We start from the raw sequence: 13,832 nt of genomic DNA on the forward strand, positions 1-13,832 counted from the left end.
GAGCTATTTACACCGCGTCCACCGCCGATGCCGCTGCAGCCGCGCTGGATGATCTCGATGACGAGTGGGGGCGAGCCTATCCGGCGATGATACGTTTGTGGCGTAACGCCTGGACCGAGTTCGTGCCGTTCCTCGACTACGACATCGAGGTCCGGAGGGTGATCTGTACGACGAACGCGATCGAATCGTTGAACGCCCGCTACCGGCGAGCGGTCCGAGCGCGAGGGCATTTCCCCAGCGAGCAGGCCGCGATGAAATGTCTGTACCTTGTCACCCGCAGCCTCGACCCGACCGGACGAGGCCACACCCGATGGATGATGCGCTGGAAGCCAGTCCTCAACGCCTTCGCCATCACTTTCGGTGACCGCTGGCCGGGCGCCGAGCACTACTGACAACATCGCCGGAACCACCGTTCTCGTTACAGACCCGGTCGCGGACCTGTTCAACCTGCCCGACCTGCGCTCGAACGCCTCGTTGCTGGGCTTCGGCTCACTGCGGCGCATCGCGGACGCCGTCGTGGCCGGCGGAGCGGTCGGCGAGGCTGCGTGAACGGGCACGAGGGCTCCCCGGACGACCTGACGGGGCGGATCGCGCTGGTCACCGGCGCGGCACGCAGTCTGGGTGCCGACATCGTGCGGAGCCTGGCCCGCCGGGGCGCGCACGTGATCGTCAACTACTTCCACTCGGTCGAGGCAGCCCGGGAGCTGGAGGCGGAGCTGTGTGCCGCAGGCCGTTCCTGCGAGTTCATCCGCGCCTCGGTGGCCAAGACCGCCGAGGTGGACCGGATGTTCGACCTCGTCCGGGAGCGGCACGGTGGCCTCGACATCCTGGTGAACAACGCCGCGGCCGGCGCCTTCCTCCCGCTGCTCGACGTCGACGACGTCTACTGGGAACGGGCCTGGCGCACCAACGTGATGGGGCCATACCACTGCGCGCGGCGGGCGGCCGAGCTGATGGACGGCCGTCCGGGCGCGGCGGTGCTGTGCCTGTCCGCCGTGGGCTCCCACCTGCCGGTGCCCGGCTACGGGCCCGGGGGCGTGACGAAGGCGGCCGCCGAGTCGCTGGTCCGCTACCTGGCGCTGGAGCTGGCCCCGCGGGGGATCCGGGTGAACACGGTCCTGCTGGGCTCGGTGGCGAGCGACATCGTGAGGTCACTCGCCGACCCGGACACGATCGGTGACCGCTCCGACGACGAGCGGCTGCTCCGGCGCACGATCTCGACGCCGGACGCGGCCGACCTGATCTGCCACTTCCTGCACCCGCACGCCGGGTTCGTCACCGGGCAGACCCTCGTCGCCGACGGCGGCATCGGCCTCACCGGGATGCAGACGCTCCAGCTGCACAGCAACCTCGCCGCGCACGCCGCTCCCGTCCGGGGGACGTCGCCCGCACCCGCCGGACCGCCGAGCGGGGACCCCGAGCCGGCGGAGACCGTGGCCGGGTCCCCCTCCGAGGAGCCCCGCACCGACACCGTCGCTGCCGACGACGACGCCGTCGCCGTCGTCGGGATCGGGGTGGCGCTGCCCGGCGCGAACGACCGTCGCGAGCTGTGGGACCGGCTGCGCGAGGCCACGCTGCAGGCGAGCGAACCGACCGGCTTCGCGCTCGAGCACTTCCACGCCTCCGACCCCACGGTGCCCGACCGCTTCCACGCCCGCCGGGCCGGCTATCTCACCGGCTTCGTCCCGGATCCGCGCTCGCTCAGCGAGCCACACGGACTGCGCGACCACCCCGGGGTGGCACCGACCGCGCGCTGGTTGCGGCACTGCGCCGTCCAGGCACTCGACGGCGTGCGCCGCGGAGCGGGTGACCGGTGGCTCGCCGTCACCACGGGAGCGCACGACCACATCGGGCTCGGCGACCGGGCCCCGGTGCTGGGGGCGCAGTACGCGAGCATGCTCCGCGGGGCCACGGCAGCCGACCCGGACGGTGACTGGCTCGGTGAGATGGCCGAGCACGCGGTGCTCGCCCACTACTCCGGCAGCGGTGCCGACCCGCTCATGCACCAGCCCGCGTCCGTCTCACGGGTGGCACTCGGCGGGCTCGTGCCCGACGACGCCCGCCACCTCACGCTCGATGCAGCCTGCGCCAGCGGCCTCTACGTGCTCGACGCCGCCGTGAAGGCACTGCGGGAGGGCTCCTGCGACGTGGCGCTCGCCGGCGGCACCTCGGTGGCCGAGCCGACCCTGCTGACCCTGTTCTGCAAGGCCCAGGGCATCACCCCCAGCGGCCGGGTGCGCCCGTTCGACCGGGACGCGGACGGGACGCTGCTCGCCGAGGGTGCGGTGGCGCTCGTGCTGAAGACCCACGCGAGGGCCGTGGCGGACGGCGACGAGATCCTGGGGCTGGTGCTCGGCACCGGCCTGGCCGCCGACGGCCGGGGCAAGGGCATCCACGCCCCGGCCGAACGCGGTCAGGAACTGGCGATCTCCCGCGCCTGGTCCGACGCCGGTGTCGGAGCCGACGACCTCGACTGGGTCGTGGCCCACGGCACCGGCACACCGACCGGTGACGAGGTCGAGGTCCGAGCCCTGCTGGCGCGGCTCGGGCAGGGCCCGCGCACCTGCCTGCTCACCTCCAACAAGCAGGTCTTCGGCCACACCGGTGTGCTCGCGGGGCTCGTCTCGGTGGCGCACGCGCTCACCGCGATCGAGCACGGGACGATCCCGGCCCAGACGGACCGGATCGTCCCGCACGCGCTGCTGGACGGGGAGGAACGGCTCGGGGTGCCCGTCACCGAGGTCGACTGGCGGCCCTCGGACCGGCCACGTGTCGTCGGCGTCTCGTCGTTCGGGCTCGGGCTCGGTGGCGCCGACGCGCACGCCGTGCTGGCCGACCGCGTCCCGACCCCGCGGCCCGCCAGGGCGATCCCGGAGGACCTCGTCGTCGTCGGCTGGAACACACACCTGCCCGGCTCCGACCGCGACGCGACCGCTGCCTGGCTGGCGGGTACCGGGCCCGGTCCCTCGGCCGGGTTCGGTGAGCCGTACCCCGTCCCGTCGCCGCGTGAGGTGCGGATCCCGCCGCGCACCACCGCGCACATGGACCCGAGTCACCTGATGATGCTGCAGGCGGTGGACCCGCTGCTGGCGCAGCTGGGCGACGCGGCCGCTGACCTGCGTCCCGACACCGCGCTGCTGATCGGGTCGGCGCTGCCCAGCAGGCACGCCACCCGGATGGCCGTGCGGGTGCACGCCGCTGAGTGCGCCGACGCGCTCGGGCTGCTGCCCGACCCCGGCATGGTCGCGACGCTGCGTGAGCGGCTCGCCGCCGCCGTCGACGCGTCCGCTCCCGACATCAGCGAGGACGACTTCACCGGTGCCGTCTCCTGCATCGCGGCCGGCCGGGTGACCAACTACGACGACCTGCAGGGATTCGGCGTCGCCGTCTACGACCACCGGGATTCCGGCACCGCCGCACTCGACCTCGCGATGCGTCAGCTCCGCCACGGGGCCTGCGAGCTGGCGCTGGTGGGGGCCGTGAGTGTGGCACCGGTCCGGGGCTGGGACGGACATCTCGGTCCGCTCGTACCGGACGGGGCGACGATCGCGGAGGGCGCCGCCGTCGTGGCACTGGCCCGGCGCTCGACCGCCGAGCACCACGGTCTGCCGATCCTGGGAACGGTCGCGACGGCCGGTCCGGCGGCGGTGCCGCCCGCGCCCCCGGCGCCCGATCGCACCTACCTCGCCGTCGACGCGCTGTTCGCGCTGCTGCACGGTGTCGTCACCGGCCGCGAGACGATCGTCGGCGCGAGCGACCCGGCCACACCGGGCCTGCGCTTCACCGGTGTACGGCCCGTCGACGCACCGGAACCCGACATCGGTACCCGGGGCACGGTGGACCTCGTCGACATACCCGTCCCGACCGGGGCGACCCCGCCGCACCCGGTTCCGCCGGGCACCGTCGTCGTCACCGACTCCACGGACGTCGTGGCCGCGCTGGAGGGCTGCGTCGACGTCGCCGTGTGGACGACCGACGCCGTCGCCGCGGAGGACGCGGCCGGCGCGCTCGCGGAGCTCCCGTTCGTCCCGGCCCACGTGCGGGTACTGACGCGGTTCACCGACCGCGCTGACGCCCCCACCGACGCGCTGCGCGCCGAGACGCTGCAGGACCTGCTCCTGACCACGACCCAGGCCCTGCTCCCGGCCCTGCGCAACGGCGGAACCGTCGGCGCCGCGCTGCTCGACGCCCTGCCCGGCGACCGTCCGCACCCGCTCGCCGGTCTGTTCACCGGGTTCGTCCGCTCGGTCCGCGCCGAGATCACCCAGTGCGGGGGAGCCGCGCTGCTCACCGCGGAGCCCGACGCGCTGACCGCGCTGCACCAGCTGGCCCGCGCGAGCGGCGACGCCGGTCCGCTGCACACGGTCGCGGCCCGCGGGGACGGGAGCTGGGCCCGGATGGACGTCTGCCCGGACGGCGTGCCCGCCGGCCCGGGCGGGACCTCGCTGGCCCCGGGCTCGGTCGTCGTCGCGTTCGGCGGCGCACGCGGGATCACGCCGGAGCTGCTGCACGCGCTCGCCGTCCGCGTCGAGCGGCCGCACGTCTACCTGATCGGCCGCACCCCGGTCCCGGACGGCCCGCCTACCGAGCCGGCACCCCAGGCGGAGTTCATCGCCGAGCAGCGACACCTGCATCCCGAGCTGAGCCTGCGCGAGCTCAAGGCGCGGTACGACCGTCTCGACGCCGCCCGGGAGGTACGGGCGACACTGCGGCGGCTCGCCGAGGTCTGCGGTCCCGACCGCGTGCACCACCGCGTCTGCGACGTACTCGACGGCGAGGCCACCACCGCCGTCCTCGACGAGATCCACGACCGGCACGGCCGCGTCGACCTCGTGGTGAACGCCGTGCTCGACCTGCGTCCCCGCGCGCTGCACGCCAAGGCGCTCGCCGACTTCCGGGCCGTGCGGGCCACGAAGGCCACCGGCTACCGCAACCTGAAGCACGCCCTCGCCGGACGACCACCGACGATCCTCGCCACCTTCAGCACCCTCGCCACGGTCGCGCCGGCGCCCGGCGACGTCGACTACTGCGCGGTGAACTCCTATCTCGAGTACGCCACGGCCGCCGCCGACCGGGACCTGCCCACGGGGCACCGGGAGATCGCGATCCTCTGGAGCGGCTGGAAGGACGTCGGCGTGGCCAGCGGCGTCGCCATGGAGGAGACGCTGCGGCGCAACAACATGGACGCCTACATCACGCCGGCCCAGGGGTGCGCGCAGTTCCTCTCGTCGCTGGCCCACCCGCCGGCGAACGGACTGACGTTCTTCCTGCGCGGGCCGGAACGGGCCATGCTCGCCCGCCGGGGCATCGGACCGGACGCCTCGCCGATGCCGCCCCCCGACGTCCCGCCCCCCGCCGTACCGGGTCCGGAACCGGCCTCGCCGCTCCTCGACGGCATCACGATGGAGGGCCGGTCCTGGGTGGTCGCGACGAAGACGTGGGACCCCCGCACGCTCGACGAGCGGGACGGGCGGTGGATGCGCCACCACCGGGTCAACGGCGCCGTCGTGCTCCCCGGCACGTTCGCGCTCGAGGCCGCCGCGGCCGCCGCGACCCGGCTGCGGCCGGACATGGTCGTCACCGGTTTCCGTGACCTCGCCTGCCACGCCTCGGTGACGGTGCGGCCCGACGGTCCTCCCCGCACCGTCACGGTCTCCGCGCGGGTGACCACCGAGGATCCCGCCGGGGCCCGGGTCTCGGTCCGGGTCACGACGAACCGGGTCAGCGCGACCGGGAAGGTGCTCCGGTTCGGCGACCTCTGCTACGAGACGGACGTCCTGCTCGCCCCGGTCCGCCCCCACCTCGGCCCGGCGCCGGACCTGCGGGCGCACACCCCCGTCCCGGGGTTCCGGATGCCGATCTACGACGGACATCCCGTACTGGCGCTGAGCGGGCCGTTCGCCGGGACCTCGGCCCACGCCCACGGGCCGGACGGGACGAGTGCACTGTTCTCGTTCGACCACGCGGGGTTCTCGGCCGAGCTCGGCGGGACGACGGTGCCCTCGATCCTGATCGACGCGCTCGCCCACCTGCTGCTCGTGCCGCGGGACGGGGCCGAGGGCGAACCACCGGTGCCGGGCCCCCTCGCCGGTATCGCCGAGGTCGATCTGGGGTGTGCCGGCAACGACTGCGACCTCGCCGCTCGCCACCCGGTCGTCCGGCTCGGCCACGACACCGCGTCCGGAGTGCTCACCGCGGCCGCCGACGACCGGGTGCTGGTCCGGGTCCGCGGCGTCACCGCCTTCTCGAGCAGCGAACCGGGGCGCCTGGTCCGTCCGGGAGCCGACGACCACCGGCCCGTCCCTGCCTGAGGAGGCACTCGTGCTCTGGTCCGACGTGAACATCGCGGGCAGCGGGTCGTGGATCCCGCCCATCCGGCCGCGGGCAGGTGCCCGGCCGGACACCCCCTCGGCGGCCGACGCCAACGGGTTCGGCTCCGCCGCCGTGGCCACGGGCGACACGGCCGTCGGGATGGCGGCACGCGCGGCGCTGAAGGCCCTGCGGCACGCCGGTGCCGTCGGCTCCGACCTGAGCCTGCTCGTGCACGCGAGCTTCCAGGACGTCGACCACTACACCCCCTCGCCCTACCTGCTGCGCGCCCTGGGCACCACGGTGGCGACGGGGATGGAGATCGGCGCCGCGAGTGACGGCGGTGCGGCCGCGCTGGTCACGGCGGCCGAGCACCTCACCGCACGGCCGGACGCACGGGCGGCGATGGTCACCGCGGGGTCCCGCTTCCCCGCCGAACGCTGGGACTTCGTCCACGAGATCGGCTACCTTGCCGGTGACGCGGGCGGGGCCGCGGTGCTCACCCGCGCGCCGGGCCGGGCCCGGCTGGTGGCGACCGCCCACGCCGCGGTGCCCCGTCTGGAGGAGATGAGCAGGGCCGCGGCCGGCGTGGCGGGCGGGGCGACGGGCCGGCGCATGGCGGTCGAGGAGACGGGGCTCGCCCCGCACGTCACCTCCCTGCAGGAGGCCACGCGCTCCTGCGTCGAGCAGGTGCTGGACGAGGCCGGTCTCGGACCGGCGGACGTCGCGCACATCGCCGTCGTCGCGATCGGGTCGGCGGTACTGGACGTCCTGCTCTCGGGGCCACCGTTGCACGCCCGTGCGGCCGGCACGAGCTGGACGTTCGGACGCCACGTCGCCCATGCCGGACCGTGCGACCTGCTGCTGGCCGTCGACCGGCTGCTCCGCGGCGGGACTGTCGTGCCCGGCGACCGCGTGCTCGTGGTGAGCTTCGGGCTCGGGTTCCGCTGGACCGCCGCGGTCCTGGAGATCACCGCGCCCGTCCCCGGACGGACCGCGGCATGACCGCCCCGATCCCCGAGTTCCCCCTGCCGCGTGCGGCCGGCTGCCCGTTCGACCCGCCGCCGGAGCTGCTCGGACTGCATGCGCGCGGACCGGTCGGCCGGGTCCGCATCTGGGACGGCAGTACGCCGTGGTTCGTCACCGGACACGCGCTGCAGCGCGAGCTGCTCAGCGACCCGCGGGTCAGCGCCGACCCCACCCACGACGGCTATCCGCACGTCACGGCAGGGATCAAGGCACGCCACGCCGACGCGCGCTCCTTCATCACCATGGACGATCCGGAGCACCGGCGGCTGCGCCGGATGCTGACAAGCCCGTTCGCCGTACGGCGGGTCGAGGCCCTCCGGCCCACGATCCGGCGGATCGTCGACGAGCGGATCGACGCGATCCTCGACGGACCGCGTCCCGTCGACCTCGTCACGGCCTTCGCACTGCCCGTGCCGACGATGGTGATCTGCGAGTTGCTCGGGGTGCCCTACGCCGACCACGAGTTCTTCCAGCGGTCGAGCCACGTGCTCATCCACCGGTACTCGACGGTGGAGCAGGTGCTCGCGGCGCAGCGCGGGCTGGTCGGGTACCTGGAGGACCTGATCGCGCGGCGGCTCACCGACCCGGCCGAGGACATCCTGTCGCGGATGGCGGCCCGGCACGTCGCAACTGGGGAGCTGACCTCGTCCGAGCTGGCGTCGATGCTCCTGCTGATCCTCGTCGCCGGTCACGAGACCACGGCCAACATGATCGCGCTGGGCACGCTCGCGCTGCTCGGCCACCCCGAGCAGCTCGCGGCGTTGCGCACCACCGAGGACCCCGCGCTGGTGGTGGGCGCGACCGAGGAGCTCCTGCGGTACCTGCCCATCGTGCACTCCGCGCGGCGCCGGGTGGCGCTGGCCGACATCGAGCTCCCCGACGGGACCACGGTCCGCGCCGGCGACGGCATCGTGCTGCCCAACGACGTCGGCAACCGCGACCCCGAGGCCTTCCCCGACGCCGAGCGGCTCGACATCCGCCGCGACGCCCGGCACCACGTCGCGTTCGGCTTCGGCCCGCACCAGTGCCTGGGGCAGCCGCTCGTGCGGGTCGAGCTGCAGGTCGTCTACGGCACGCTCTACCGCCGCATCCCCACCCTGCGCCTCGCCGTCGAGCCGTCCGAGGTGCGGTTCAAGCACGACGGCCTGATCTACGGCGTCCACGACCTGCCCGTCACGTGGTGACCGGACCCTCCGAGACAACGAGGTGACCATGCCCCGCCCCCCGTCGATCCCGCTCGCACCCGGCGCGCTGCCGGTGCTGGGCCACGCGGTGCCGCTGCTGCGGGACGCGCTCGCGTTCACCTCGTCGCTGCCCGCGCTCGGGCCGCTGGCGCGGATCCGTCTGGGCCCCTTCTCGGTCGTGATGGCCTGCGACCCGGACGTGACCCGCCAGGTCCTGCTCGACGACCGCACCTACGACAAGGAGGGCCCGGTGATCGAGCGGATCCGCGAGGTCGCCGGCAACGGCCTGTCGACCTGTCCGCACAGCAGCCACCGCCGGCAGCGGCGGTTGTGCCAGCCCTCGTTCCAGAACGACCGGTTCCCCGGCTACGCCGAGGTGTTCGCCGCGACGGCCGAGGCGAGCAGCAGCGCGTGGCACACCGGGCAGCACCTCGACGTCACCCGCGAGATGATGACTCTCACTGCCCGCGCGACCATGGAGACGATCTTCAGTGGTGAGCTGCCCGCGGATGTGGTCGACCGGAGCATCGACGACACGACGACGCTCGTGCGGGGTGTGTTCCGGCGGATGCTCACGCCGCCGCTGCTGAGCCGGCTGCCCATCCCGTTCAACCGCCGGTTCGACGAGGCCCGCGCGCGGCTCCTCGACGTCGTCGCGACGATCGTGGCGAACCGCCGCGCCGACCCCACCGATCACGGCGACCTCATGTCCTCGCTGCTGGGGGCGGTGGACGACGGCGCGACCCTCACCGATGCCGAGCTGGCCGACCAGGTGCTCACGTTCTTCATCGGCGGCACCGAGACCGCCGCGAACACGCTCGCGTGGGCGCTGCACCTGCTGGCCACCCACCCCGACGTGCAGGAGCAGGTCACGGCGGAGGCGCGGGCAGCGGACGGAGTCCGGCCGCCGCCGCTCGACGGTGTCACCGGCCGGGTCCTCACCGAGACCCTGCGGCTGTTCCCGCCCGCGTGGCTGTTCACCCGCACCCTGACCGCGGACACCGAGCTGGGCGGGGTCGAGCTGCCGCGCGGGACCGTGGTGGCCGTCAGCCCGTACCTGATCCAGCACCGCGGTGACCTCTACCGCGACCCCGATCGGTTCGATCCCGGCCGGTGGGTCGGCCGGGCTCCCGACCGCAGTGCCTACCTCCCCTTCGGCGCCGGGGCCCGCAAGTGCATCGGCGACCGCTTCGCAATGACCGAGATGGTCACCGCGTTGCACGCGGTCCTCCGGCGCTGGCGCGTCGAGCCGCTCTCACCGGAGCCGTTCCGGCCCGCGGTGGAGGCCACCATCACCGCACGCGGCCTGACCCTGCGGGTCGTGGCACGGGACGCCGCACCGGCGGTCGGCGAGCCCTCGGCAGGGGCCGGGTGCCCGGCATGACGGCGGGCTACGGAGCGGGTCACCTCGACCACGACGAGCCGCTGGAGCTGCGCAGACTCCGGGCCCACGAGGAGTTCGCCGACGCAGGTTCCCGACGGGCCCTCGACGGACTGGACCCGATGCCCGGCTGGCGGTGCCTGGAGCTCGGCGGGGGGACCGGGTCGGTGGGGCGCTGGCTGGCCCGGCGCTGTGCGCCGGGCGAGGTGGTGGTCACCGATCTCGACACCACCCTGCTCCCGACCGACGTCGCGAACCTGACGCCGTTGCGGCACGACGTCCTGCACGACGACTTCCCGGCCGCCTCGTTCGACCTCGTGCACGCCCGCGCCCTGCTGGAGCACCTGCCCGACCGGGCCGCCGCGCTGGCCAGGATGGTGGGGTGGACCGCGCCGGGCGGGTGGGTCTCCGTCGACGCCACGCTCCGCATCACGCCGCCCGGCGGCAGCCGCACCGCCTTCCACCGCTGCCTGGAGGGGCTCTCCCGGCTCGCGTCCGGCCGGATGGGCGCCGACATCGGGTGGGCCACCGGCCTGCCGCTGATGCTCGCCGAAGCCGGGCTGGTGGAGGTCGGCGTGCTCTGCACCCCCGGCGTCGTGGGGTCGACCGGCAACGCCACCAGCCTCGTGCGTGTCTCGCTGGCGCAGTTCGGCCCGCTGCTGCGCGAGCACGATCTCGTCTCCGACGACGACATCTCCGACTGCCTCGCCCTGCTCGACGACCCCGGGCATGCCGACCTGCCGTTCCTGCTGATCTCCGCCTGGGGCCGGCGGCCCCGCCCGTGAGCACCCCCACCACCACGGAGGACCTGCGATGTCCGGTCTCACCCGCTACGTCCACGACGACTCCGGTCCCGCCCGCGCCGATGCGCTGACCGCGACCGCCACCGCGACCGCGCTGCCCTATCCCGACGGCTGGTTCTGCCTCGCCTTCTCCGACGAGCTCCCGCCCGGTGGCGTCCTCACCCGCACGCTGATGGGGGAGGAGGTGGTGCTCTACCGCACCCGCGGGGGAGTGCTGCGGGCCGTGCGGCCCTACTGCCCGCACCTGGGAGCACATCTGGGGGCGGGCGGCGCGGTCGAGGGCGAGAACATCGTCTGCCCGTTCCACCGGTTCGCCTTCGACACGAGCGGGACCTGCGTGGCGACCGGCTACGGGCTGCAGCCACCGAAGGCCGCGCTGACGCGGTACGACGTGTGCGAGGTGAACAGCTCCGTCTACGTGTGGCGGCATGCGCTGGGAGAGCCGCCGACCTGGGAGGTGCCCGCCCTGCACGGCCCGCGGCCCAGCGTCTTCCGGCACACCACGGTCGACCTCGCGGGCCATCCGCAGATGATCGTCGAGAACGCGTTCGACTTCGGGCACCTCACCCAGCTGCACGGCCTGAGCGGGCTCACCATCGACGCCGATCCGGTGATCGGGGAGCCCACCTGCACGATCCCGGTGACCGCGGGCGGGCGGGCTTTGGTCCCCAGCGCGTCCTACGAGCTGACCGTCGTCGGCCTCTCGACGTTGGCGGCCGTGGCGCGGCTCGGCCCGCTCGGTGACATGTACGTCCTGCTGCACGCGACCCCCACGGCGCCGGGCAGGCTCCACCTGCGCCTGGGCGCCACCGTGGCGCTGGAGAAGGTCCCGTTCGTGCCCGACGTCCTGGGCCGGCTGATCACCGACCCGCTCTCGCAGCTGTTCAGCCGCCTGGCGCACCACATCACCCTCCGGGACGCCGCTCCCGACTTCCCGGTGTGGAACCACCAGATCTACGTCGAGCACCCGAAGCTCGCCCCCGGTGACGGGCCCGTCGGCCGCTACCGGCGGTGGGCCCGGCAGTTCTACTCCGCTCCGGCCGGCGGGGACGTTCCGGTGGCCCCGCCCCGGACCTGACCCGGCCGACCGGCCCGGCGCCCGCCTGCGGTCGGGGCGGCTCCGCCTCGATGGGCCGGTCGGTGTCCCTCCTGCGACGGGCGGGGTCGGCCGTCACGGGCGGAACAGCGGGCCCGCCGGGGCCGGGGGACGACGTCGAGCGGGGAGCCGCCTCAGCCGCGTGCCCGCTCCGTGGCGGCCAGCGACCCGAGCAACCGCAGGGCGTCGCCGGAGGGACCCGGCTCACCGTGGTAGACGACGAGCTGCTGGCCGGGGGCCGAGCGGACGTCGAAGGTCTGCACGGTCAGGGTCAGCGGCCCCACCCGGGGATGCCGGAGGCGCTTGCGCTCCAGCGACTTCCCCCGCGCATCGTGTGCCGCCCACAGCGCCTCGAACTCCGGGCCGCTCGAGAGCAGCCGGCGCAGGACCGCCCTGATCCGTGGGTCCTCCGGGTCACGGCCGTGGTGGAGTCGCAACCCCGCGACGGTGTTCGCCGCGACGTCGTCCCGGTCGACGTAGAAGCTGCGGGCGGCCGGGTCGCAGAACACGATCTCCATCAGGTTCCGCGAGAACGACCAGCCGCCGAAGAGCGCATCGGCGATCTCGTTGGTCGCCAGGACGTCGTAGGCCCGGTTGTGGACCAGCGCCGGGTTGTCCGGCCACGCGTCCATCAGCTGCCGCAGCGCGGGGTCCACCCGGTCCGTCGCGACGGCCGTGGCCTTCCTGGGTGTGGACCCAGCGAGGGCGAACAGGTGCGAGCGCTCGTCGGTGTCGAGCTGCAGGACCGTCGACAGCGACTCGAGGACCTCCGCCGACGGGCGTCGCTCGCGCCCCTGCTCCAGGCGGACGTAGTAGTCCACGCTCATCCCGGCGAGCATCGCGACCTCCTCCCGGCGCAGCCCGGGGACCCGGCGTAGCCCCGCCGAGGGCAGACCGACCGCAGCCGGGGTGATCCGGGCGCGCCGGGTGGCGAGGTACGCGCCGAGCTCCGAAGCCATGCCGCACACGGTAGGAGGTCCGGCGCGGCCGTGGGTGGGTGTGGCACACCCACGGACGACCGGGGCCTGCCGGTGCGGGCGCGCACCGGCGACGGTGGGCCCATGACCACACAGAAGATCATCTTGGTGACGGGGGCCAGCAGTGGGATCGGGGAGGCGGTGGTGCGCCGGCTCGCGGGCGAGGGACACGTCGTCGTGGCCGGGGCGCGCCGTACGGACCGGCTCGCCGCGCTGGCCGACAGCGCGGAGGGCGCGGTGGAGGCCGTGCGCGTCGACGTGACCGACCGCGACGACGTCCGGGCGTTCGTCGACTCCGCCCGGGAACGGCACGGCCGGGTGGACGTCCTGGTGAACAACGCGGGCGTGATGCCGCTGTCCCGGCTCGACGCCCTGCTCGTCGACGAGTGGGACCGGATGGTCGACGTGAACCTGCGCGGTCTGCTGCACGGCATCGCCGCGGCCCTGCCGGTGTTCACCGAGCAGGGTGGCGGGCACTTCGTCACGACCGCGAGCATCGGCGCGCACCAGGTCGTCCCGACGGCGGCGGTGTACTCGGGCACGAAGTACGCGGCGTGGGCGATCACCGAGGGCCTCCGCCTGGAGAGCGACCCCTCGATCCGCGTGACCACCCTGACCCCCGGCGTGGTCACGTCCGAGCTCGCGGACTCGATCTCCGATCCGGACGCCGCGGGCGGGATGCGCACCTACCGCGCCCACGCGATCGACCCCGATGCCATCGCCCGCGCGGTGTCCTTCGCCCTCGCCCAGCCCGAGGACGTCGACGTCAACGAGATCGTGGTGCGGCCCGCCCGTCAGCGCTGACCGCTCGCCCCGGCTCGGGCCCGCGCCGGCCCGGTGCCGCCCGCGTCGCGGTCGCGCGCCGGCGGCGCCGGGACCGGGTCCACGTTCCCCCGCCCAGCACATCGGAGGGGCGGCGAGCTTCCTCCCGGCGCTACGCTGCCGCCCACGTCAGCCGTGCCTCGCCGGGGTACCGGTCCGGCCTGTGACGTAGTCGTGACTGCACGCGCCCGCTTCCGGCATTACCTTCCGAAAGACCCACGACCGGTGCGA

Annotated in this window: 10 protein-coding genes; 9 read left to right on the forward strand and 1 reads right to left on the reverse strand. The window is 74.3% G+C overall.

The window, feature by feature from the left end:
* The 8 genes from FVA95_RS14755 to FVA95_RS14790 form a co-directional block, all read left to right on the forward strand.
* Nucleotides 1-392: transposase (locus FVA95_RS14755; RefSeq protein WP_193564271.1), on the forward strand; the 392-nt coding region annotated here is incomplete at its 5' end.
* Nucleotides 361-549 carry a hypothetical protein gene (locus FVA95_RS14760; protein WP_149664752.1) on the forward strand — a complete coding sequence of 63 codons (189 nt, stop codon included), beginning with the start codon at nucleotides 361-363 and terminating at the stop codon, nucleotides 547-549. The genes FVA95_RS14755 and FVA95_RS14760, both read left to right, overlap by 32 nt.
* Entirely contained in the window at nucleotides 546-6,311 is a 5,766-nt protein-coding gene (locus tag FVA95_RS14765; RefSeq protein WP_149664753.1) for an SDR family oxidoreductase, read from the forward strand. The genes FVA95_RS14760 and FVA95_RS14765 overlap by 4 nt, the downstream gene beginning before the upstream one ends.
* 10 nt (nucleotides 6,312-6,321) lie before the next feature.
* Complete coding sequence (locus tag FVA95_RS14770) at nucleotides 6,322-7,314, forward strand: 3-oxoacyl-[acyl-carrier-protein] synthase III C-terminal domain-containing protein (RefSeq protein WP_149664754.1); 993 nt, start codon at nucleotides 6,322-6,324, stop codon at nucleotides 7,312-7,314.
* The gene (locus FVA95_RS14775; RefSeq protein WP_149664755.1) at nucleotides 7,311-8,522 is read left to right on the forward strand and encodes a cytochrome P450; all 1,212 of its coding nucleotides are present in this window, start codon (nucleotides 7,311-7,313) and stop codon (nucleotides 8,520-8,522) included. The genes FVA95_RS14770 and FVA95_RS14775 overlap by 4 nt, the downstream gene beginning before the upstream one ends.
* Before the next feature lie 28 nt (nucleotides 8,523-8,550).
* Entirely contained in the window at nucleotides 8,551-9,906 is a 1,356-nt protein-coding gene (locus FVA95_RS14780; RefSeq protein ID WP_149664756.1) for a cytochrome P450, read from the forward strand.
* Nucleotides 9,903-10,688 carry a class I SAM-dependent methyltransferase gene (locus FVA95_RS14785; protein WP_149664757.1) on the forward strand — a complete coding sequence of 262 codons (786 nt, stop codon included), beginning with the start codon at nucleotides 9,903-9,905 and terminating at the stop codon, nucleotides 10,686-10,688. The genes FVA95_RS14780 and FVA95_RS14785 overlap by 4 nt, the downstream gene beginning before the upstream one ends.
* A gap of 28 nt (nucleotides 10,689-10,716) precedes the next feature.
* Complete coding sequence (locus FVA95_RS14790) at nucleotides 10,717-11,784, forward strand: Rieske 2Fe-2S domain-containing protein (RefSeq protein ID WP_149664758.1); 1,068 nt, start codon at nucleotides 10,717-10,719, stop codon at nucleotides 11,782-11,784.
* Between the two features lie 152 nt (nucleotides 11,785-11,936).
* On the opposite strand, the gene FVA95_RS14795 is transcribed toward FVA95_RS14790, so the two are convergent.
* A complete protein-coding gene (locus FVA95_RS14795) occupies nucleotides 11,937-12,761 on the reverse strand; it encodes a helix-turn-helix domain-containing protein (protein ID WP_149664759.1) in 825 nt (274 codons plus the stop codon).
* Nucleotides 12,762-12,863: 102 nt separating this feature from the next.
* Between FVA95_RS14795 and FVA95_RS14800 the strand changes: the two genes are divergently transcribed.
* On the forward strand, nucleotides 12,864-13,583 hold the full coding sequence (locus tag FVA95_RS14800) for an SDR family oxidoreductase (protein ID WP_075312290.1): 720 nt from the start codon (nucleotides 12,864-12,866) through the stop codon (nucleotides 13,581-13,583).
* Nucleotides 13,584-13,832 lie beyond the last annotated feature (249 nt).

It is taken from the genome of Pseudonocardia sp. EV170527-09, assembly GCF_008369905.1.
Taxonomy (GTDB): Bacteria; Actinomycetota; Actinomycetes; order Mycobacteriales; family Pseudonocardiaceae; genus Pseudonocardia.

Excerpts from the sequence above, each read along its gene's own strand:
- FVA95_RS14775 (WP_149664755.1), top strand. The coding sequence starts at position 7,311 with ATGACCGCCCCGATCCCCGAGTTCCCCCTGCCGCGTGCGGCCGGCTGC.
- FVA95_RS14780 (WP_149664756.1), top strand. The coding sequence starts at position 8,551 with ATGCCCCGCCCCCCGTCGATCCCGCTCGCACCCGGCGCGCTGCCGGTG.
- FVA95_RS14785 (WP_149664757.1), top strand. The coding sequence starts at position 9,903 with ATGACGGCGGGCTACGGAGCGGGTCACCTCGACCACGACGAGCCGCTG.
- FVA95_RS14790 (WP_149664758.1), top strand. The coding sequence starts at position 10,717 with ATGTCCGGTCTCACCCGCTACGTCCACGACGACTCCGGTCCCGCCCGC.
- FVA95_RS14795 (WP_149664759.1), bottom strand. The coding sequence starts at position 12,761 with ATGGCTTCGGAGCTCGGCGCGTACCTCGCCACCCGGCGCGCCCGGATC.
- FVA95_RS14800 (WP_075312290.1), top strand. The coding sequence starts at position 12,864 with ATGACCACACAGAAGATCATCTTGGTGACGGGGGCCAGCAGTGGGATC.